The organism is Microbacterium sp. K24, from assembly GCF_004794465.1.
Taxonomy (GTDB): domain Bacteria; phylum Actinomycetota; class Actinomycetes; order Actinomycetales; family Microbacteriaceae; genus Microbacterium.
Genome location: NZ_SSDJ01000066.1, coordinates 1 through 20,139, shown reverse-complemented (window position 1 = coordinate 20,139; position 20,139 = coordinate 1). Strand labels below are relative to the sequence as shown.

Genomic DNA, 20,139 nt, shown 5'->3' with positions numbered 1-20,139 from the left:
AGCCCCTCACCCGAGGAAGACGCCGACCACGGCACCGGCGATCATCCACGGGCCGAACGCGATGCGGGTCGCGCCGTCCGCGCGCCGCAGCAGGATCAGCGCGAGGGCGTACACGGATCCGAGCACGAAGGCGGATGCCGCGCCGATCACCAGCTCCGACCAGCCGTGCCACCCCAGGACGAGGCCGATCACCGCGGCGAGCTTCACATCGCCGCCGCCCATCCCCGACCGGCTGATCAGACGGAGCAGGGTGTAGAACCCACCGAGGACGAGCATGCCGATCAGGGCGCGGATCATCGGGCCGCTCGCGCCTGTGGCGACGGTGTCGATCGCGACGAGCACGAGCAGCGCCACCAGCGTCGGCAGAACGATCCGGTTCGGGAGACGATGCGTGCGGACGTCGATCACGATCAGCCATGCTCCGACCCCCACCAGCGCGCCGTGCGCGAGGGCGACGAGCACGAGCCGGGGATCCATCCCGGCAGGTTAGGAGATCCGCGGATGCCGTGCGCTCGGGGTGTGGATAACCGTTCCTCGCGGTCGATCTCGGGATGTCCGATGTACGAACTAGCGTCATCAGTGCCACTTGATTTATTCGTACATATCTTCGAGGATGGATGCATGGGGATCGGGCTCGATGCGGTGACCGCGCTCTCTCCGACCAGCGATACTCGCGCCGGAGAGGTGCTGCGTCTGCGCCGCGAGATCAGCAGGATGCAGCGGCGCCGCAGTGAGCATGCGCTGCTCCCGCTCGACCCCTCCCTCGCCGCACTGCTGCCCGAAGAGGGGCTGCAGACCGGCACGGCCTACACCGTCTCCCCCTCGCCGAGTCTCGTGCTCGCCCTGCTGAGTGCGGCCTCGAAGAAAGGGCACTGGTGCGCGGTGGTCGGCATGCCCACGCTCGGCGTCGAGGCCGCCGCCGCCTTCGGCATCGATCTGGCCCGCCTCATCCTCGTGCCCGCGCCCGGCGAGCGCTGGCTCGCGGCGACCTCCGCTCTGGCCGAGGTCGTCCCCCTGATCGTCGTGAACCCCGGCACCCGGGCGCGTGACGCCGACGTCTCCCGTCTGAGCGCGCGTCTGCGCGACCGCGGATGCACGCTGCTCGTCACGGAGAACCCCGCCGCGGGATCGCGCGGGGCAGAGAGGTGGCCGCAGAGCGAGGGCACGATCCGCATCCACGACCCGCACTGGCACGGCCTCGGCGCGGGTTGGGGACTGCTCTCCGACTGCACCGTGACGGTGACCGCCACGACCCGGCACAGTCCCCGGCCCTCGAGCGTGCGCGTGCAGCTGCCCGGCGGCCATGGTGCCATCGAGGCAGCGGCGGCGGAGCTCACCGCGCTGCCCTCGCTCGGCGTCGAGCCTGCCCCCTCCAGCAGACCGGCATCCGGCAGGTCCGTGGTCGACGATGGCGCTCCGCCGGAGCTCCTGCACTGGGCGGAGGCCGGATGAACGCTCCCCTCCGCGTCCTCGTCCTCTGGTTCCCGGACTGGCCGCTGCGCGCCGCTCTGGGCGGGCCTCCCCCGCATCCGCCCACCGCGCTGGTGCAGGCGAACACGATCGTCGCCTGCACGGCCTCTGCCAGAGAGCACGGGGTGCGCACGGGGCAACGCCGCCGCATCGCGCAGGGGCATCTCTCCTCGCTGCGGGTGCTCCCGCACGACCCCGCCCGCGACGAACGCGCATTCCTCCCCGTGCTGCAGCTCATCGAGAAGCACGCCCCCGGCGTGACCCTGCTGCGCCCGGGGCTCGCGATCCTCCGCGCCAGGGGCATCTCCCGCTATCACGGCGGAGAGGCCGAGGCAGCCGCCGCCCTCGCCGCCGTGCTGGCGGACGCAGGGCTGCCCGAGGTGCGCATCGGCGTCGCCGACGGGCCCTTCACCGCCGAGATCGCCGCCCGGGGCCGCGACGCCTGCACCGTCGTCCCCCCGGGACGCTCGCAGGAGTTCCTCGCGCCCTACCCCGTGCAGGTGCTGCGCGACGAGCAGATCGCCGGCCTCCTCGTCCGCCTCGGCGTGCGCACCCTCGGCGAGTTCACCGCGCTCGCGCCGCTCGACGTGCGCGACCGCTTCGGCGAGCACGGCGCCCGTCTGCATGCGCTCGCCTCCGGCGCCGATTCCCGCCCGCTGACCCCGCGCCCGCCCGACCCCGAGCTGGTGCGGAACATCGAGTTCGAATCGCCGCTGGGCGGAACCGATCAGGTCGCCTTCGCCGTGCGGCAGACGGCGGATGCGGTGCTGCTCGCCCTCGGAGACGCCTCGGTCGTCTGCACCGAGGTGCGGATCGACATGACCGACGACAACGGGGCGGTCTTCTCCCGCACCTGGCTGCATCCGACCTGCTTCGACGCCTCCGACCTCGTCGATCGTGTGCGCTGGCAGCTGGAGGCGCTGGCCGCGGAATCGGCGAAGGAGCCCGTCGACGAGGCTCGCGCGTTCGGAGGCATCATGGCGGTGCGCATCGTCCCGGTCGCCGTCGACGATGCCGCCCACCACCAGCCCGGCCTCTTCGGATCCGGCACCGATGAGCGGCTGCACCACGCGGTGTCCCGTGTGCAGACGATGCTGGGCCATCAGGGCGTGGTGACCGCCGCGCTCGCGGGCGGCCGCTGGCTCGCCGAGCGTCAGGTGCTCACCCCCTGGGGCGAGCGGCCGGTCCCGCCTCGCGACCCCGGTTCCCCATGGCCGGGCAGTCTGCCCGATCCCCTCCCCGCCGAGGTCTTCCTGCCGCCGCGCCCCATCGGGGTGCTCGCCGCCGACGGGTCCTCGATCAGCATCGACGAACGCGGAGCCCTCTCCCACGAGCCCGCCCGCATCGACGGCGTCGACGTGCAGGGCTGGGCCGGCCCCTGGCCCGTGCACGAGCGCCGCTGGACGCCCGACGGAGGCAGACGGGGGCATCGACTCCAGATCGTCGACGACCACGACCGCGCCTGGCTCGTCTTCCGTGCCGGCGAGCGCTGGTGGGTCGAGGGAAGGTATCGCTGATGGGCTGGCACAATCCGCCGCAGACCTGGAGCGAGCTGGAGCGCACCCTCAGCGGAGAAGAGCCGCCCCCGCGGCAGAACATCGAACCGCCCGCGTCGCGGCCCGACCCCGGACCGGTGAGCCGCCGCCGGCAGCGCACACCCGTCACCGGGATATCGCGCCCGGTCGATGCGGTGCCCTATGCCGAGCTGCACGCGCACTCCTCGTACTCGTTCCTCGACGGCGCCTCCGCCCCGGAAGATCTCCTCGCCGAGGCCGAGCGCCTCGGCCTCACCGCTCTCGCGCTCACCGACCATGACGGCTTCTACGGCGCCGCCCGCTTCGCGGATCAGGCCGAACTCATGAAGACGCCGCTGCAGACGGTGTACGGCGCAGAGCTCTCCCTCGACCTTCCCGCCCCGCAGCGGGGCAGCCCCGACCCCGTGGGCGAGCATCTGCTGGTGCTCGCCCGCGGGATGGAGGGCTATCACCGTCTCTCCGGGGCGATCACCACCGCCCAGCTGCGCGGAGGCGAGAAGGGACGACCGGTCTACGACCTCGACGAGCTCGCGGCGAGCGCGGGCGGCCACTGGACGATCCTGACCGGATGCCGCAAGGGCGCGGTGCGTCAGGGGCTCGAGGTCGGCGATGCCGCGACGCCGCTCCGGAAGCTCGTCGACCTGTTCGGTGCCGACCACATCGCCGTCGAGCTCTTCGACCACGGGGATCCGCAGGACACCCGTCGCAACGACACCCTCGCCGAGCTCGCCCGGCGGATGCGGCTGCCCGTGGTGGCGACGAACAATGTGCACTACGCCAGTCCCGCGCAGGCGCCGCTCGCCGAGGCGGTGGCCGCAGTGCGGGCAGTGCGCAGCATGGACGAGCTCGACGGCTGGCTCCCCGCGCACGGCGGCGCGCATCTGCGCAGCGGAGCGGAGATGTCGGCGCGCTTCCAGCGCTACCCGGGCGCGATCTCGTACGGCCTCGAGCTGGCCGCGGCATCCGCCTTTCCGTTGCGGCTCGCGCGCCCGGCTCTGCCGAAGCAGAAGGTGCCCGAGGGGCACACGCCGATGAGCTGGCTGCGGCAGCTGGTGTGGGAGGCCGTGCCGTCGAAGTATCCACGGCTGAACGACGACGGGCACCGCCGGATCGAGCGGGAGCTCGACGTCATCGAGGAGAAGGACTTCCCCGGCTACTTCCTCATCGTGCACGGCATCGTCTCGGAGGCGAAACGGCGCGGCATCCTCTGCCAGGGGCGGGGATCCGCCGCGGCGAGCGCGGTCTGCTACCTGCTTGGCATCACCGCCGTCGACCCCATCCTCTACGGCCTCCCCTTCGAGCGGTTCCTCGCCACCACCCGCACCGAGGAGCCCGACATCGATGTGGACTTCGACTCCCGTCGCCGGGAGGAGATCATCCAGTGGGTGTACGGCGAGTACGGCAGGGAGCGCGCGGCACAGGTGGCGAATGTCATCCAGTACCGCCCGAAGAACGCCGTGCGAGACATGGCCAGGGCTCTGGGCCACTCCCCTGGCCAGCAGGATGCCTGGTCCCGACAGGTCGACGGCTGGAGCACGGGTCTCGAGGCGTCCGAGGGGCACGACATCCCCGAGAACGTGCTCGCCTACGCGGGCGAGCTGCTGAAGGCGCCGCGCCACCTCGGCATCCACTCCGGTGGCATGGTGCTCACGGCGCGTCCGGTCGGCGAGGTCGTGCCCGTCGAGCATGCCCGCATGGAGAACCGCACCGTGATCCAGTGGGACAAGGACGATGCCGCCTTCATGGGGCTGGTGAAGTTCGATCTGCTGGGCCTGGGGATGCTCGCCGCGCTCCAGCACTGCTTCGACATGATCCGCGAGGCGACCGGCGAGGAATGGACGCTCGAGACGCTTCCCAAAGAGGAGCGCGCCGTCTACGACATGCTCTGCCGTGCCGATTCGATCGGGGTGTTCCAGGTCGAGTCCCGCGCGCAGATCGGTCTGCTCCCCCGCCTGCAGCCGCGCAGCTTCTACGACCTCACCATCCAGATCGCCCTCATCCGCCCCGGTCCCATCCAGGGCGGGGCCGTGCATCCGTTCGTCCGACGCAAGATGGCGAAGGACCGCATCGACGAGGAGAACAGGGAGCGAGCCCTCCGAGGCGAGGAACCGGTGGACTTCCCCATCCCCTACCCGCACAGCGATCTCGAACCGATCCTCAAGCGCACCCTGGGGGTTCCGATCTTCCAGGAGCAGCTCATCCAGATGGCCACGGCGGTCGGCGACTGCACGGCCGATGAGGCCGATCTGCTGCGTCGGGCCATGGGCTCCAAGCGGGGGCTGGAGAAGATCGAGCGGGTGCGGGAGAAGCTGTACGCGGGGATGGCCAGGCGCGGGCTCGACACCGAGGCCTCGGATCGCATCTACGCGCAGATCCAGGCGTTCTCGAACTTCGGTTTCGCGGAGTCCCATTCGCTGTCGTTCGCCCTGCTCGTCTATGCCAGCTCCTGGCTGAAGCTGCACTACCCCGCGGCGTTCCTCGCCGGGCTCCTGCGCTCGCAGCCGATGGGCTTCTACTCCGGCTCGACGCTGACCGCGGACGCCCGGCGGCACGGCGTCGAGGTCCGTCGTCCCGATCTGCATCTCTCGGGTGCCACCGAGACGCTGGAGCCCCTCGCTGGACCGGCAGTGCGCAGACCCACCGGGCTGGACGACTGCCTCGTCACCCCGCAGCCGCCGACGCTCCGTTTCGACAGGGACGCCCCCGATGTCTCGGAGGCCCATCGCAGAGACGGCGCCTATGCCGTACGGCTGGGGCTCAGCGGCATCCGCGGGATCGGGGACGCCCTGGCGGAGAGGATCGTCGCCGAGCGCGAGGCGAACGGCCTCTACCGCGACCTGCACGATCTGGTGCGGCGCACGGATGCCACCGCCGCACAGCTGGAGGCTCTCGCCACCGCCGGTGCGTTCACCTGCCTCGGACTGGAGCGGCGAGAGGCGATCTGGCTCGCGGGCGCGGCGGCCGATGACCGGTCGCGCTTCCTCCCGGGCACCTCCGTCGCCGTGCAGCCGCCGCTGTTCGCCGATCAGACCAGCTATGAGCGGCTCTCCGCCGACCTCTGGGCGACCGGAGTGTCGACCGATGATCACCCGATGGCCCACTTCCGCGAGGCGCTGCACGAGCGGGGCGTCCTGACCGCCGTCGATCTGCGGAGTCACGAGTCCGGCCGGCGCATCGAGGTCGCCGGCCTCGTCACTCACCGTCAACGACCGGCGACAGCCTCCGGTATCACGTTCATGAACCTGGAAGATGAGAGCGGCCTGGTGAACGTCGTCTGTTCGACGGGCGTGTGGAACCGCTATCGACGCGTGGCCCGCGACTCGCCGGCGCTCATCATCCGCGGCATCCTGGAGCGTTCAGAGGAGGGCGTCGTGAACGTGCTCGCCGACGCCTTCGAAGATCTGCGCACCGGACTCACACATCGATCCCGGGACTTCCGCTGATGAGCACCGCGCGGAGTTCACCAGAACCGTTCGGGTTCTTCCACCGGCGGGCGGTCCGTGCCGCCCCACCGGCCGGCCTCGGCCTTCGCCGCGTCCGCGGCGACATCGGCGCCGTGCAGCGCCCCCTTCGCCCCGGCAGAGCCCTGTCCGAGCGGATCGACGCGCAGCACCGTGCGCCCCCCACCGCCGATCCTCACCGTGCACTCCAGGACTCGACCGATCCAGCGCGTGAAATCGCCGTGCAGCTCATCCGAGCGTTGATAGCGGATGCCCGTGTCGAGGTCGACGACGGCGAGGACCACGGGTCCTTCGGTGAGCAGATCGTTCTGCTCGATCACCTCGACTCGGTGGCCGTGCGGGATCGCGACCTGAGCCGGGAGAACGAGCAGTCTGTCCATGTTTCCACCTTAGGCAGTGGCGTCGAGAAGACAACCGGTGTCTGGTTCGATGAAGATTCGAAAATTTCTTTGTCCCCCAAATGGTGGACAAGACAAAATCGATGTACTCTGCTATGTGTAGCGGGGGCTACAAGGGCTGAGTCTGGGGATCAGCCGATGAGTGCAGCGATATCTTCGCCGCCTCCCCAACCGTCCGGGAAGGGCGGTGGCCCTCTCGACGACACCGTCTGGGGCGGGGCCTGTCGGGAGGGCATACCTCCGTCAGGACCCGCCGGACTCCTCATCGCTCACGGCGCATCGCCCTGTGCCGGCTAGCGCGCAGCGCCCCTCCGGTCAACGCGCTGGCTGCCGACATGCCGCAGCTCTATCGTGTCCGCATGCACCCGGCTCACTCGAGCGAGAAGTCCGCCCTCGGCACAACTCGAGTCGGCGTGTCCGGATGGCGCTACGCACGCTGGCGGGGAGATTTCTACCCCGAGGGCCTTCCACAGCGACGGGAGCTCGCGTATATCGGAGAGCAGTTCTCCACCGTGGAACTCAACGGCTCGTTCTACTCGCTCCAGCGCCCCGAGAGCTACCGGCGCTGGCGCGACAGTGTCCCGCCGGAGTTCGTGTTCGCGGTCAAGGGATCTCGCTACATCTCGCACATGCTGCGTCTCGAGAACGTCGAGCAGGCCCTCGCCAACTTCTTCGCCTCGGGTGTGCTCGCGCTCGGCGCGCAGCTCGGGCCGATCCTGTGGCAGCTGCCGGAGCGGCAGCGGTTCGATCCGGACGTCCTGGACCGGTTCCTGACGTCGCTCCCCCGCACGACCGGCGAGGCAGCTGAGATCGCGCGGCGCCACGACGAACGCCTGGACGGGCGCGCCTGGCTCGACGCGGAGGAAGATCAGCCCCTGCGATATGCGCTGGAGCCCCGGTCCGCGACGTTCGACGACGAGCGGTGCACGCGCCTGCTGCACGATCACGGGGTGGCACTGACGATCGCGGACACCGCAGGTCGATGGCCGCGCTTCGACGCGGTCACAGCCGATTTCGTGTACGTGAGACTTCACGGCGCGGAAGAGCTCTATCACAGCGGCTACACACCGAAGCAGCTCAGCGACTGGGCCGACCAGATAACCGACTGGACGACGATCGGCACGGACGGGATCCGCAGAGACGCCTTCGTATACTTCGACAACGACGCTCGGGGCCACGCGCCGCACGATGCGAAAGCACTCTCCGAGATGATCGAGCGCCAGCGCTGACGACCGTCCCCTCCCGCATTTCCAGGATATCGCCGGGGTGGGGGCTTGCCGCAAGGCCCCCGTCGTGGGGCAGAATCGACCCTCGCTCGTGCGATCGACGCTCGAACGCGAAGGAGATCCATGCCCATCGACCCCTTCCAGCTCCCCGCCAATCTGGCGGCGAAGGCCGCTGCCCCACTCATCGACGCCGACCGCGCGCATCTCCGTCGCATCGCGGACACTCTCCAGCTCCAGCGCGAGGAGACCTCGGCCCGCCTCGCCGAGGTGCGCCGACACACCGCCCACCTCGGCGGCGATGCCGTGGCCCGCGATCTGGAGATCCGCCGGCTCAGCAGTCGGCTGCGGGTGCTCGACCGCTTCGGTCTCGATGTCTGCCTCGGGCGGATGACGCCGAAGGACGGCCCTCCGATCTACATCGGCCGCACGGGTCTGGCTGCCGCCGACGGCGCACGGCTGCTCGTCGATTGGCGCGCGCCTGCGGCCGAACCCTACTTCGCCGCGACGATGGAGGATCCTCGCGGGATCGTCTCGCGTCGTCGCTACCGCTGGACGGACGGACGGATCAGCGACTACTGGGACGAGGCCCTGTCGCCGGACGGATTCGAGAACGCCGCTTCGCTCGATGACCAGTCCGCCTTCATCGCGGGGCTCGCCCGTCACCGGACGGCGAAGATGCGCGACGTGCTGGCGACGATCCAGGCAGATCAGGATGCGATCATCCGCACTCCTTCCCGCGGCGCACTGGTCGTCGATGGCGGACCGGGCACGGGCAAGACGGTCGTGGCCCTGCACCGCGCCGCGCAGCTCCTCTACGCCGAGCCCCGGCTCACGCAGGGCGGCGGCGGCATGCTGCTGGTCGGGCCGAACGCGCACTATCTCGCCTACGTCGAGGACGTGCTGCCCAGCCTCGGCGAGGACGCCGTGCGGATGACCACACTGCGCGATCTCACACCCGAGGGGGCCGCAGTCCGCCAGGAGACGGATCCACAGGTCGCGGCGTTGAAGGCGCGACTCGATCCGCAGGCCGTCACCGCCGCCGCCGCAACGGAGTTCGAGCGCCCGCCGCAGCACGCCATGCGCATCGAATCGCCGTGGGCCGATCTGTGGCTGAGCCGCGAGGAGTGGGCGGCTCTCTTCTCGGCCGCAGACCCGGCATCCCCTCACAACGAGGCGCGCGACGAGGTCTGGGAGGAGATCCTCGAACTGCTGGTCGACCAGATCGATGACGATGACGTTCCTCCGCATGTCGTACGGCGCTGGCTGCGTCAGGACGACGAGCTCACCGGCGCCTTCGTCCGCGCCTGGCCGCTGGTGTCACCGGCATCCGTCGTCGCCCGCCTATGGACATCGCCCGCCTTCCTGCAGCGATGCGCGCCGGCGCTGACGACTGCCGAGATCGCTCTGCTCCAGAGGGACGATGCGGAGGCCTGGACAGTGTCCGATCTGCCCTTGCTGGACGCGGCGCATCGGCGGTTCGGCGATCCGGAGAGCGTCCGTCAGGAGCATCGCCGCCAGGCCGCCGTCGCCTCGGCGGAGGATCAGATGTCCCACGTGATCGACCACCTGATCGAGAGCGATGACAGCGACATGAAGGTCATGTCGCTTCTCAGAGGCCAGGATGCGCGGAACGTCCTCGCGGGCGCCGACGGAGTCCCGCCGGCGGCTCCGGACGAGCTGGCCGGACCTTTCGCGCACATCGTCGTCGACGAGGCCCAGGAGCTGACCGACGCGGAATGGCGGATGCTCGTCGCACGCTGCCCGTCGCGGAGTTTCACGATCGTCGGCGACCGCGCACAGGCACGGCACGGGTTCACCGAGAGCTGGGAGGCTCGGCTCGCGCGGGTGGGCGTCAGCGGAGCGAGAATCGCACCCCTGAGCGTGAACTACCGCACACCCCGCGAGGTCATGGAGGCCGCCGCGCCGATCATCCGCCGGGCGATCCCCGACGCCAATGTGCCGACATCGGTGCGCGAGAGCGGCATACCGGTCGGATACGCGCCGCTGTCCGAGCGCGACAGCGTCCTGTCCGCCTGGCTCGACGCCCACCCCGAGGGCACCGCGTGCGTGATCGGCGATCCGTCTTTCACCGCGACCGCTCGCGTGCGCTCGTTGACGCCGGAAAGCGCGAAGGGACTCGAGTTCGACCTGGTGGCGCTGGTCCGACCGGACGATCTCGGCGACGATCTCACCGGAGCCGTCGACCGCTACGTCGCGATGACGAGGACGACGCGCGAGCTCGTGGTGCTCCAGTGACCGGCCGCATTGCCCGTCTTTCTTTCGCCGTGCTACCGTTCGACGATCGTTCGATGAGAGGAGGTGCGACCCATGTACGCAGGAAACACAGTGGGCGCTTCCTCCGGAAGTCCGCGATCGCTCGGCTGAAACGTCGCCCGAGGGAGCGCCCGCTCGCACATCGCGAAAGGCGACTCCCATGAACATCACTCCCTCTTCTCCTCGCGCCGTCTCGCGCGCTCTCGTTCTCGCCGGCGCCGGAGCGGCAGGCAACGCCTGGCAGCTCGGCCTCATCGCCGGTCTGTCCTCCCGCGGCGTCGAGCTCACCGAGGCCGACCTCATCGTCGGCACGTCGGCGGGATCGACCGTCGCGGCGCAGATCACCAGCGGGGCTCCTGCGTCGGAGCTGTACGCGGCCATCGTGGCTGAGGTTGCGCGACCGATGCGCGGCGCGACGCCTGCGGGGCGCCCCGTGACCTCGGGACCCGACTACCTGGCGTGGTCCGACGCGATCATCGCGTCTTCCGCCGACGCGGCGGACATGCGGCGGAGGATCGGCGCCGCCGCACTCGACCGCGACACATCGGAAGGAGCGGATGCCGCACGGTGGCGGCAGATCGTGTCGACCCGCCTCCCCCGTCACGAGTGGCCCGAGCAGCGCGTGCTGATCCCGGCGGTCGATGCCCGCACCGGCGAGCCGGTGGTGTTCGACCGGCACAGCGGCGTCGACCTGGTGGAAGCGGTGGCCGCGAGCACCTCCGCCATGACCCCGTACCGCATCGGCGAGGATCGCTACCTCAACGGCGGGTACCGTCGCAGCTCGAACGCCGACCTCGCCGAGGGGTTCTCGCGCGTTCTCATCCTGGAGCCGTTCAGCGGCAGATCACGCCAGCCTCTCGCGTGGGGAATGGATCTCGCGACCCAGATCGAGGAGCTCCGCGCGGGCGGCAGCACGGTGGAGGCCGTCTTCCCGGATGCAGGCTCCGGTGACGTCTTCGACGCGAACGCGCTCGATCCTTCGACCCGGCTGCCCGCGGCCCGCGGGGGCTACGCGCAGGGTCGGCGTCTCGCCCGGGAACTCGAGGACTTCTGGCAGGTGTGAGCGGCGATCACTCCTCCGCGCGGTAGCGGGTCCGCCCGGCCACGATCGTCTCGACGACGTGCGCGGAGAGCAGGGACTCGGGTCCCTCGGCGAACGGATCGGCGTCGAGCACGATCAGGTCGGCGGCGAAGCCCGGGGCGATGCGGCCGCGCCAGTCGCCGTCGCCGACGGATGCCGCGGCGTCGCGCGTCGCGTGCCCGATCGCCGAGGCGAGGGGGAGCGCGAACTGCGGGTGGATCGCGGCGACGCTCCGGTCGAGCGCCGAAGCGCGGGTCGACGCGACGTACATGTTCGCGAGCGCCTCGTGCGGGGCGGTCGGCGCATCGGTCGAGAAGGCGAGGAGCGCTCCGGCATCCTCGTACTCGGGCCAGGGGAAGGCACGGTCGACCCGGTCGTCGCCGAGCATCTCGGCCCAGTTCGCGAAGATCGCCGGATCGCTGTGCACGGGCTGCATCGACGCGGTGACGCCGAGCCGCGCCATCCGCTCGGCGGTTCCCGGGGCGGCGTATTCGAGGTGCTCGATGCGGTGCCGGCGCGGCTTCTCCCCATTGACGGCGACGGCGTGCTCGAGCGCGTCGAGAGCGATCTCGCTCGCGTAGTCGCCGATCGCGTGCTGCGCGACCTGGAGGCCGGCGGCATCCGCGGCGGCGACGACGGGGTTCAGCTGCGCGACGGGCCAGATCGGTTCGGCGTTCGTGCCGTCGGCGTACGGATGCCGCATCGCGGCGGTGCACGCGTCGATCACTCCGTCGAGGATCAGCTTGATGCCCACGATCCGGAACCACGACGAAGCATCGTGGTCGGCGAGCTCGGCCGCACGCGCGACCTGGGCGAGGTTGGCGTCGTCATCGCCGGTGTTGTTGATGATCCAGTGGGCGGCGACGCGGATCGGCAGTTCTCCCCCGTGTCGTTCCTGGGCGCGCTGGAGCGCCGCGAGCCCGAACTCGTCGAAGGCCATGTCGATCGCTCCGGTGACCCCGGCGGCGAGGTAGGCCTCGATGACGCGATCGATGTCGGCATCCCGGTCGGCGTCGGTGGTCGTCTCGTCGCGGTGCGCCCAGGCGTACTGCGTCGCCGCGGTCTCGTAGAGCAGACCGGTCGGCTCCCCCGCGTCATCCCGGGCGAAATGGCCCCCGATCGGGTCGGGGGTGTCGCGCGTGATGCCGAGCTCGGCGAGAGCGGCACTGTTGACCCAGCACGAGTGATAGTCGTTCGCGTCGAGGTACACGGGGACGTCGTCGACGACCGCATCGATCATCGCCGCGGTCGGTGCACCGCCCGGAACGGAGTCGAAGAGCCATCCGCGGCCGCGCAGTACGGCGGCATCCGGATCCGCGGCGCGGGCGTCGCGCAGCAGCGTCTGGATCTCGTCGAGCGAGCGCGCTGCGGTGAGCGGCACCTGCCCGAGGGCCGCCCCCGCCATGAGCAGGTGCGTGTGGGCGTCGGTGAAGCCGGGGAGCACGAGCCGGCCCTCCAGGTCGACGGTGTGGTCGGCCTCGGGGGCGTCGTCGGACGAGCCGACGTAGACGATCGTGGCATCGTCGATCACGACGGTCTCGGCCCAGGAGTACGCCGGGTCGGTGTCGGCGGTGAAGATGCGTCCGTTGATGTAGCGAGTGGTCATGGTCGACCGTCCTTTCCGAGGGGCGTGCGCAACAGACCGGCGTAGAGCACCGCGGCCACGAGCATACCGACGGGCACCGACAGGTCGATGTAGCCGGTGAGCTGGGCGATCGGGCCGCTCCAGACGCTCGTCGAGAGGCAGAGGGCTGTGGCGATTCCGCCGGCGAAGAGCGCGGTGATGCCGGGGATGCTCCACCCGGCCGAGTACCAGAACCGACCTCCAGGGCGGTCGTGGAAGAGATCGACGCCGTCGTAGTCGTAGCGGCGCAGGATGACGTCGACGACGAAGATCGCCATCGCCGGTCCCGAGACCACGACGAGGAACTGCAGCATGAGGTTGGCCGCCTCCAGCAGGCTCGACGACAGCACCAGGTAGATGGTCAGGGCGGTGCCGACCACGCCGACGATGATCGCCGCGGGGATGCGCCGCAGCCGGAAGCCGATCGCCTGCAGGGCCATGCTCGATGTGTAGGCGGTCATGGCGTTCAGCGCGATCGTGTTGATCACGACGCCGAGCACGAGGATCGGTCCGAGCCAGGACGGGAGCAGATCGACCAGGGCGACGTCGATGCCGACGGCGAACGCGGCGTCGCTCACTCCGGTGGCCAGCAGCACACCCACGATCGTGAAGACGATGAACGGGATGGCGCCGCCGAGCGCCGTCGCGGCGGTGATGTGCGAGGGCTTCGTGTCGCGCGGCAGGTACCGGGCGATGTCGGGGCTGTTCATGAACGACAGCGGCGTCGAGGCGAGGATCGTGAAGCCGATCGAGATCGCCGACCAGAGTGCGGCGCCGCTCAGCGGTTCGGGGGCCGCATACTGCCAATCGACGGTCGGCAGGATAAATCCGGCGACGGCCAGGAAGATGATGAAGAGCGCTCCGGCCATGTACGGGTAGGCGCGCAGGATCAGTCCGTGGCCGAAGATCGCCACGAGGATCGTGACGGCGGAGACGACGAGCGTGACGCCGATCGGCACCCAGATCGGATCGACGATGCCGATGCGCCGCAGCAGGTCGGCGCCGAGGAACGACGATGCGAGCCAGGTGAGTGAGAGGAAGACCGCGCCGATGAACCATCCGACCACGGCGACGAAGAGCCGGTTGCCGAGGATGCCGTACATCGCCCGCGTCACGACAGAGCCGGAGGTGCCGGAGGCGGGTCCGCTGCCGGCGATGATGCCGGGCAGGATCCACAACAGCGACGCGGCGACGATGACGGCGATCGCCTGCCAGATCTCGAGACCGAGCAGGATCAGCGATGCCCCGATCGTGAGATTCAGGATGCTGACGCTCGGGGCCGCCCAGATGAGGAAGAGGTCGCGCGCCCTGCCGTGGCGCTCGGCGTCGTCGATCAGCTCGATGCCCCGTGTCTCGGGGCGGGACGCCGCGTCGAGGTGTTCGGCGGCCGGGTGCCCCGCGTCGACGGGAGGGTTCTGGGTCATGGAGTTCCTTTCGGGAGGAGCATCATCGCTGTCGGTCACCGTGCTATTGGTCACATGCCCAATGGACTATTGGTCACTCATTCAATAGCATGGGTGGGGTGACGTCAAGCACTTCTTCTCCGGCCGCATCGCCGCGGACCCGCAAGCCTCCGGAAGAGCGGCGGGAAGACATCCTCGCGTGCGCCGCGGCGATCGCGATCGAGGAGGGGCTCGAGCGCATCACGCTGCGCGCCGTCGCCGCGCGCCTCGGCGTGCGTCCGGGCCTGATCACCCACTATTTCCCGGTCGCGGAGGATCTGGTGGTCGCCGCCTTCGCGCGGGCCGCGGTGATCGAACGCGAGCAGTTCTTCACGACCGGAGGCACCCCGCTGGAGCGTCTGGCCCGCTTCGTGGATCACGTCGAGCGCGGCCGTTCGCTGCCCCTCGCCCGGCTCTGGCTCAACGCCCGTCATCTCTCCCGGTTCAGCCCGACGCTCGACGCCGAACTGCAGGTGCAGGACACGCTCGACCGGGAGCGGCTCACCGAGATCATCGAAGACGGCATCGCCTCGGGCGACTTCCCCGGAGCGGATCCTGCGGCCGCCTGCATCCGCATCCTCATCGCGCTCGACGGCGGCGGGTCCTACGTGAACTCGTCCGAGCCGATCGAGCATCCGGCGCACACTCAGGTGGTCGCGGATGTCGCGGAGTGGGCATTGGGGTTGGAGGCGGGGAGGCTGCGCCAGGCGATCGACGAGGGCGTATGAGCGCGGCAGTCGGGAACGATTCTCTGCTCGGAACGGCCAGGCTCCCCGCCCCACCTCGAACCCCTTGTAGCGCCTAGGGTCCGGTGTCACACTGTGCGGAGGACGACGGTGTTCCCGACCCGGAGGCTTCCCATGGTTGATCAGCGCGCAGATTCATACGATTCCCCCGCCAGCGGCTCGAATCTCGAGCCAGAGAAGCGCGGCAAAGGCGTCCAGGTCTCCGGCGCACCGCGACGAGGACTCGGGGAAGCATCCTCCCCGCACGGCGGGACGAAGAAGAAGTCCGCCGTGGTCAAAGGCGGGGAGCCTGTGCCGGGCTCCGGCACCGGCTCCGGGGGATTCCAGAAGATCGGAATCGGCAAGCCCCTCCTGATCAAGTTGGAGTCGGTCTACCTGGGGCCGAACAAGCGCGGCAAAGACGTTCTCGTCACGTCGCAGGTGAAGGATCCACTCTCCGTCGCTGCGGGAGTGATGTCGATGAACATGGCCAAGTACGACGTGGCGGACAGGGCGATCATCGATGTCGGCGTCGATGCGGGCAGCGTCGTCATCTACTACTCGCCCGCAGCCACAGATGACGCGTTGAATCTCGCCGTCAATCTGAAGTTCGACGGATTCGACCGTGCACGCGTGCAGAAGGTGATCACGGCTGCCGCAGGCGTCGCCGGCCTCCCTGCTTTCATCGCCGGCGGAGCACTCGGAGGGCCGGTGGGAGCCGCGTCCGGACAGGCGCTCGTGCGAGCTGCGTCCGCGGGCGCGAGCCTCGTCGTGAGCCTCATCGACCGTCTCGTCGACGCGAAGGACATGGTCTCCCTCGACTGGGAGCTGAACATCGACAACCCCACGCTACCGAAGGCCAAAGCAGGGTGGGTCCTCCTCTACCCGGAGACCAAGGCCGATTCCGGGAAACCGGGCCAATGGGGCTCCGGATACACGTCGACGCAATCGACGAAGCCCGGCGAATCATCGCTGACGGTCAATGGCGAGGACTTCTTCATCGGGGATGACGGCACGCTCCGCTCCGTCGACGCGCCAGCCGAGCCGTTCCGAGGAGATTTCCCCTATGCCGTGGTCTCGGTGAACGGTCGCACGGAGTCGAAGCTGAAGAAATGGAAACCGGCGGCCGTCACCGCTGGCCTCACGGCGCGGTTCCTTCAACAGCAGGCCGACGACCAGGTCCTCGACCAGGTCGGCGACGCGTTCGGCGCTTACAGTGACGTCCTGATCCTGCGGGATGCGAAATCCGTGTCCGCGGAGTTCGCCGCCGAGACGGACGTCAAGAAGAAGGCAGCGCTCAAGGTCAAGTTGGATGCGCTGATCAAGTCCATTCAAGACGAGGACATCCGGAAGGTCGCCGAGGGCGGAGCCGAGATCACCGCGTGACGCGAACCTGAGGCGGCGACGCCGTGGATCAGATCGAGGGTGCGCTTTCCGGTTCGGCCCGAGCGGCGAACGCCGCGATCACTCCGATCATGTCCTGTGCGCCCAGACCTGCCGCCGCGGCTTCCTCGAACAGTTCCCTGCTCGCGGTGATCAGGGGGTGCGCGGAGCCCGCCGCGGTCGCGGCGTCCTCGGCGAGCCTGGCGTTCTTGAGCACGTCCACGATCGCCGCCTGGGCCGTCAGGTCATCGTCGGCGAGCTTCTGCGCCTTCCCGCGGGACACGACGGATGCCATCGGCCCCGCGGCGAGCACCTCGCGCAGCACCTCCGGGTCGGCGCCGCTGCGGGCAGCGAAGTGGAACGTCTCGGCCAGGCCCGTGACCATCGTGATGAGGAAGGTGTTCACCGCCAGCTTCATCGACAGGGCCGCCGGGACATCGCCGCACCGGAATGTCTGCGCGCACATCGCCGCGATCACGGGCTCGACCTCGGCGACCACGTCTGCCTCGCCCGCGAGCATCCCCACCAGCTTCCCTTCGATCGCAGGTCCGCGGGACCCCGAGACCGGCGCTTCGACGTACCTTCCGCCGGCGGCTGCGACCTCGTCTGCGAGCGCGCGGGAGAACGCCGTCGTGAACGTCCCCATCTGCACGACCGTGCGCCCGGCGACCAACCCCGCGAACGTGCCCGTCCCTCGAGCGAGAACCGCGTCGACGGCCGGTTCGTCTCGGAGCATCAGGATCACCGTCTCCGCTGCGGAGAACACGCCGGCCACGTCATCGGCGGCACGCGCGCCTTCCGCGACCAGCTCCTCGACGGCTGCTGGGGATCGCGCCCAGACGACCACGTCGAATCCCGCGCGCACCAGGTTCGTGGCCATCGGCACACCCATGATCCCGAGCCCGATAAACCCGACCGTCCGTTTCGCCATTCCGTGTCCTGTTCTCATTTCCAGGTCCTGATCAGTATGCAGGAATCGCGATGGCGCAGGACGGCATCTCCCGCTTCTGCGATGAGGGGAGCGTCAAGGGTTGGCCTTCCCCGGACACGCAGAAGGCCCGGAGACTCTCTCGAGTTTCCGGGCCTTCACTGGTCGGGCTGACAGGATTTGAACCTGCGACCCCTTGACCCCCAGTCAAGTGCGCTACCAAGCTGCGCCACAGCCCGTTGTTCCGCGCTTCCGCGCGGGCAACTCCCCTATCTTAGCCTGACCCGGCGGCCCTCCGCGAACCGGTGCGTTGCGGGTGTCGCATGCTCGGCGTAGCGTGCCGTGCATGCCGACGATCACGACCGAGGTGGCGACGACCGCCCGCTGGGACGACGTTCAGCACGCGCTCACCGGGGGTGGCGACGGCGCGAGCTGCCAGTGCATCTGGCCGATGCTGAGCAACAAGGACTGGAACGAGACGACCACTCCGCAGCGCACCGAGATGCTCCGCGCCGAGATCGATGAGGGGCCGCCGCCGGGGATCGTGGCGTACGTCGACGGGGAGGCCGCGGGTTGGATCAGGATCGGTCCTCGCTCGAAGCAGGCCCGCATCCCGCGCACGCGCATCATCGCGGCCGCATCCCCCGAACCGTTCGACGACGACTCGGTGTGGGCGGTGACATGCTTCGTCGTTCGGCGCGAGCATCGCGGATCGGGGCTCAATCTCGAACTGCTCGAGGCCGCTGTCGACTACGCCCGCGAATCCGGCGCCCGACTCATCGAGGGGTATCCGGTAGACACGCGCGGCGAGAAGCAGCGCACCAACGACCTCTTCCACGGCACGGTCGGCACCTTCCTCGCAGGAGGCTTCACCACGACCGCCGAGCTCAAGCCGGGTCGCACGCTCGTCACGCGGGAGCTAGCGTGAAGGCATGAGCGACGAGCATCCGACCATCGACGATCCCGCCCTCGGCACCCTCAGCCGCGCCACCACGGAGCTGACCGACGGCAGCATCCTCACCCACGACTGGTACGGCGCCACGATCATCGTCGACGGGGCAGAGCTCGAGCTCATGCTCGAGGGTTCGGATCCGGAGGAGATCACGCCGCTCCTCCCTCGCGTGCGCGAGACGATCGCCGACCTCGCCTCCCTGCGGCGGATCGCATCGGATGCCGTGGTCACGAACTTCAGCAACGGTGAACCCGAACCGCATGAGCTCGGAGAAGCGGCATCCGACCTCACGCTCGAGACGATCGAGGCGGCGGCGGATGGAACGATCATCCTGCACCTGATCGACACCTGCGGCGAACACTTCCCCGAGGGATATTGGCCCGCCGTGCACCTCGGGCCCGACGGCGATGTCGACCAGGTCAGCGTCGAGTCCTGAGCGGTCGGGGTCCACCGACCCCCGACAGGACGAGGAGAAGATGCGCCGCCCCCTCCCCTCGCTGATCCTGTGGGCATTCGCCCCTTTCATCGTGGCCTCCGCGGTGCATGTCGCGTTGCTCGCGGTGGAGAGTCCCGTCGCCGGCACGACCAAGCTGCTGCTGATCCCACTGCTGGCGATCCCGGTGGTGCTCTCGATCCGTCGCCACTCGCCGGTCTCCGCGCTGGTCGCGATGCTCACGGCCCTGTTCTTCTCCTGGCTCGGAGATGGCGCCAGCGTCTTCTTCCCGACGGCGCCCGAGCTGCCGCTGATGCTCATGTTCTTCGGCATCGCGCACGTGGCATACATCGCCCTGTTCGTCCGCCACCTCTCGCGACGACGGATGCCGTGGTGGGCATTGATCTACGCCGCGTGGTGGGTCGCGATGCTCGTCTTCCTCGGACCGCATACGGGTGGGCTGCTGATCGCCGTCGCGGTGTACGGATTGGTGCTGGGTGGAACAGCCGCGTTCTCGTCGCGCTGCCATCCGATCGTCGTTGCGGGCGGAGCCTTCTTCCTCGCCAGCGACACCGTCCTCGCGTTCCGGCTCTTCCTGCCTGATGGGCTCGCCTCGTGGAGCAATCCCGTGATCATGCTGACCTACACGCTGGGACAAGGGCTGATCATCGCCGGCGCGCTCATCGCGCTGCGCAGAAAGGACTCGTGATGGTGGACTCTGCTCGCATCGACAGCTGGCTCTGGGCTGTCCGTGTCTACAAGACGCGATCGGCGGCGACGACTGCATGCCGCGCAGGGCATGTGCGCGTCAATGGAGAGAAGGTGAAAGCGGCGGCGGTCATTCGCGTCGGCGATGAGGTCCGCATCCGCATCTCCGGATTCGACCGGATCCTCGGTGTCCGTCAGATCCTCGTGAAGCGCGTCGGCGCTCCGGTCGCGGCTCTCGCCTACAACGATCGCACTCCGGCGCGCGAGCCTCAGGCGGCGCTCGGTCTGCGCGATCGAGGTGCGGGTCGGCCCACGAAGCGCGAGCGTCGAGACATCGACAAGCTCCGCGGTCGGGGCGACCATTTCCTCGAGTAGTATTCTGCGCGTTTCGAACGTTTGTTCTAAACTGTGGGTATGGCCCAGTTGCGGACGGATGTCGACCTCGTCCTTGATCGCCGAGACCCAGGCCAGCTGCGCGGCATCCGCGGAGAAGTCGTAG

17 protein-coding genes and 1 tRNA gene are annotated in these 20,139 nt (G+C 69.4%); 12 read left to right on the top strand and 6 right to left on the bottom strand.

Annotation, left to right across the window (positions count from 1 at the left end; genetic code table 11):
- Window positions 1-6 precede the first annotated feature (6 nt).
- The gene (locus tag DW306_RS04580) at window positions 7-477 is read right to left on the bottom strand and encodes an A24 family peptidase (protein WP_136054467.1); all 471 of its coding nucleotides are present in this window, start codon (window positions 475-477) and stop codon (window positions 7-9) included.
- 144 nt (window positions 478-621) lie between these two features.
- Here DW306_RS04580 and DW306_RS04575 point away from each other — a divergent pair, with 144 nt between their 5' ends.
- From DW306_RS04575 to DW306_RS04565, 3 genes are read left to right on the top strand one after another with little or no spacing between them, the layout of a single operon-like run.
- Window positions 622-1,452 carry a hypothetical protein gene (locus DW306_RS04575; RefSeq protein ID WP_136054466.1) on the top strand — a complete coding sequence of 277 codons (831 nt, stop codon included), beginning with the start codon at window positions 622-624 and terminating at the stop codon, window positions 1,450-1,452.
- Window positions 1,449-2,987, top strand: a complete 1,539-nt coding sequence (locus tag DW306_RS04570) for a DNA polymerase Y family protein (protein ID WP_136054465.1) — start codon at window positions 1,449-1,451, stop codon at window positions 2,985-2,987. Before DW306_RS04575 ends, DW306_RS04570 begins: the two co-directional genes overlap by 4 nt.
- Complete coding sequence (locus DW306_RS04565) at window positions 2,987-6,448, top strand: error-prone DNA polymerase (protein WP_136054464.1); 3,462 nt, start codon at window positions 2,987-2,989, stop codon at window positions 6,446-6,448. The genes DW306_RS04570 and DW306_RS04565 overlap by 1 nt, the downstream gene beginning before the upstream one ends.
- 17 nt (window positions 6,449-6,465) lie before the next feature.
- Here DW306_RS04565 and DW306_RS04560 read toward each other — a convergent pair whose 3' ends face one another.
- The gene (locus DW306_RS04560; RefSeq protein WP_136054463.1) at window positions 6,466-6,846 is read right to left on the bottom strand and encodes a hypothetical protein; all 381 of its coding nucleotides are present in this window, start codon (window positions 6,844-6,846) and stop codon (window positions 6,466-6,468) included.
- A 377-nt stretch (window positions 6,847-7,223) separates the two neighbouring features.
- On the opposite strand from DW306_RS04560, the gene DW306_RS04555 reads away from it, so the two are divergent.
- The 3 genes from DW306_RS04555 (at window position 7,224) to DW306_RS04545 (ending at window position 11,427) form a co-directional block, all read left to right on the top strand.
- Window positions 7,224-8,093, top strand: coding sequence for a DUF72 domain-containing protein (locus tag DW306_RS04555; protein WP_136054462.1), 870 nt, complete (start codon window positions 7,224-7,226; stop codon window positions 8,091-8,093).
- A gap of 120 nt (window positions 8,094-8,213) precedes the next feature.
- Window positions 8,214-10,346, top strand: a complete 2,133-nt coding sequence (gene helR / locus DW306_RS04550) for an RNA polymerase recycling motor ATPase HelR (protein ID WP_136054461.1) — start codon at window positions 8,214-8,216, stop codon at window positions 10,344-10,346.
- A gap of 178 nt (window positions 10,347-10,524) precedes the next feature.
- Window positions 10,525-11,427 carry a patatin-like phospholipase family protein gene (locus DW306_RS04545; RefSeq protein ID WP_136054460.1) on the top strand — a complete coding sequence of 301 codons (903 nt, stop codon included), beginning with the start codon at window positions 10,525-10,527 and terminating at the stop codon, window positions 11,425-11,427.
- Window positions 11,428-11,434: 7 nt separating this feature from the next.
- Here the strand turns inward: DW306_RS04545 and DW306_RS04540 are convergent, their stop codons facing one another.
- Both DW306_RS04540 and DW306_RS04535 read right to left on the bottom strand, forming a co-directional pair.
- Window positions 11,435-13,051 (bottom strand): amidohydrolase, encoded by a 1,617-nt coding sequence (locus tag DW306_RS04540; RefSeq protein WP_136054459.1) that lies wholly within the window; start codon window positions 13,049-13,051, stop codon window positions 11,435-11,437.
- Complete coding sequence (locus DW306_RS04535; protein ID WP_136054458.1) at window positions 13,048-14,493, bottom strand: cytosine permease; 1,446 nt, start codon at window positions 14,491-14,493, stop codon at window positions 13,048-13,050. Before DW306_RS04535 ends, DW306_RS04540 begins: the two co-directional genes overlap by 4 nt.
- Window positions 14,494-14,582: 89 nt before the next feature.
- Here DW306_RS04535 and DW306_RS04530 point away from each other — a divergent pair, with 89 nt between their 5' ends.
- Together DW306_RS04530 and DW306_RS04525 are read left to right on the top strand one after the other, a co-directional pair.
- On the top strand, window positions 14,583-15,239 hold the full coding sequence (locus DW306_RS04530; RefSeq protein ID WP_136054457.1) for a TetR/AcrR family transcriptional regulator: 657 nt from the start codon (window positions 14,583-14,585) through the stop codon (window positions 15,237-15,239).
- Between the two features lie 288 nt (window positions 15,240-15,527).
- Window positions 15,528-16,622 carry a hypothetical protein gene (locus DW306_RS04525; protein WP_136054456.1) on the top strand — a complete coding sequence of 365 codons (1,095 nt, stop codon included), beginning with the start codon at window positions 15,528-15,530 and terminating at the stop codon, window positions 16,620-16,622.
- 28 nt (window positions 16,623-16,650) lie between these two features.
- On the opposite strand, the gene DW306_RS04520 is transcribed toward DW306_RS04525, so the two are convergent.
- Together DW306_RS04520 and DW306_RS04515 are read right to left on the bottom strand one after the other, a co-directional pair.
- Window positions 16,651-17,568, bottom strand: a complete 918-nt coding sequence (locus tag DW306_RS04520) for an NAD(P)-dependent oxidoreductase (RefSeq protein ID WP_136054455.1) — start codon at window positions 17,566-17,568, stop codon at window positions 16,651-16,653.
- Window positions 17,569-17,709: 141 nt separating this feature from the next.
- Window positions 17,710-17,786, bottom strand: a tRNA-Pro gene (locus DW306_RS04515).
- Between the two features lie 107 nt (window positions 17,787-17,893).
- Between DW306_RS04515 and DW306_RS04510 the strand changes: the two genes are divergently transcribed.
- Genes DW306_RS04510 through DW306_RS04495 form a run of 4 tightly spaced genes read left to right on the top strand, consistent with a single transcriptional unit; the run spans window position 17,894 to window position 20,015 of the window.
- Entirely contained in the window at window positions 17,894-18,475 is a 582-nt protein-coding gene (locus DW306_RS04510; RefSeq protein ID WP_136054454.1) for a GNAT family N-acetyltransferase, read from the top strand.
- A 4-nt stretch (window positions 18,476-18,479) separates the two neighbouring features.
- Window positions 18,480-18,935: a hypothetical protein gene (locus DW306_RS04505; protein WP_136054453.1), complete on the top strand. Its 456-nt coding sequence runs from the start codon at window positions 18,480-18,482 to the stop codon at window positions 18,933-18,935.
- Window positions 18,936-18,975: 40 nt separating this feature from the next.
- On the top strand, window positions 18,976-19,641 hold the full coding sequence (locus DW306_RS04500; protein WP_136054452.1) for a lysoplasmalogenase: 666 nt from the start codon (window positions 18,976-18,978) through the stop codon (window positions 19,639-19,641).
- Window positions 19,641-20,015, top strand: a complete 375-nt coding sequence (locus DW306_RS04495; RefSeq protein ID WP_136054451.1) for a S4 domain-containing protein — start codon at window positions 19,641-19,643, stop codon at window positions 20,013-20,015. Before DW306_RS04500 ends, DW306_RS04495 begins: the two co-directional genes overlap by 1 nt.
- Window positions 20,016-20,139: the final 124 nt, after the last annotated feature.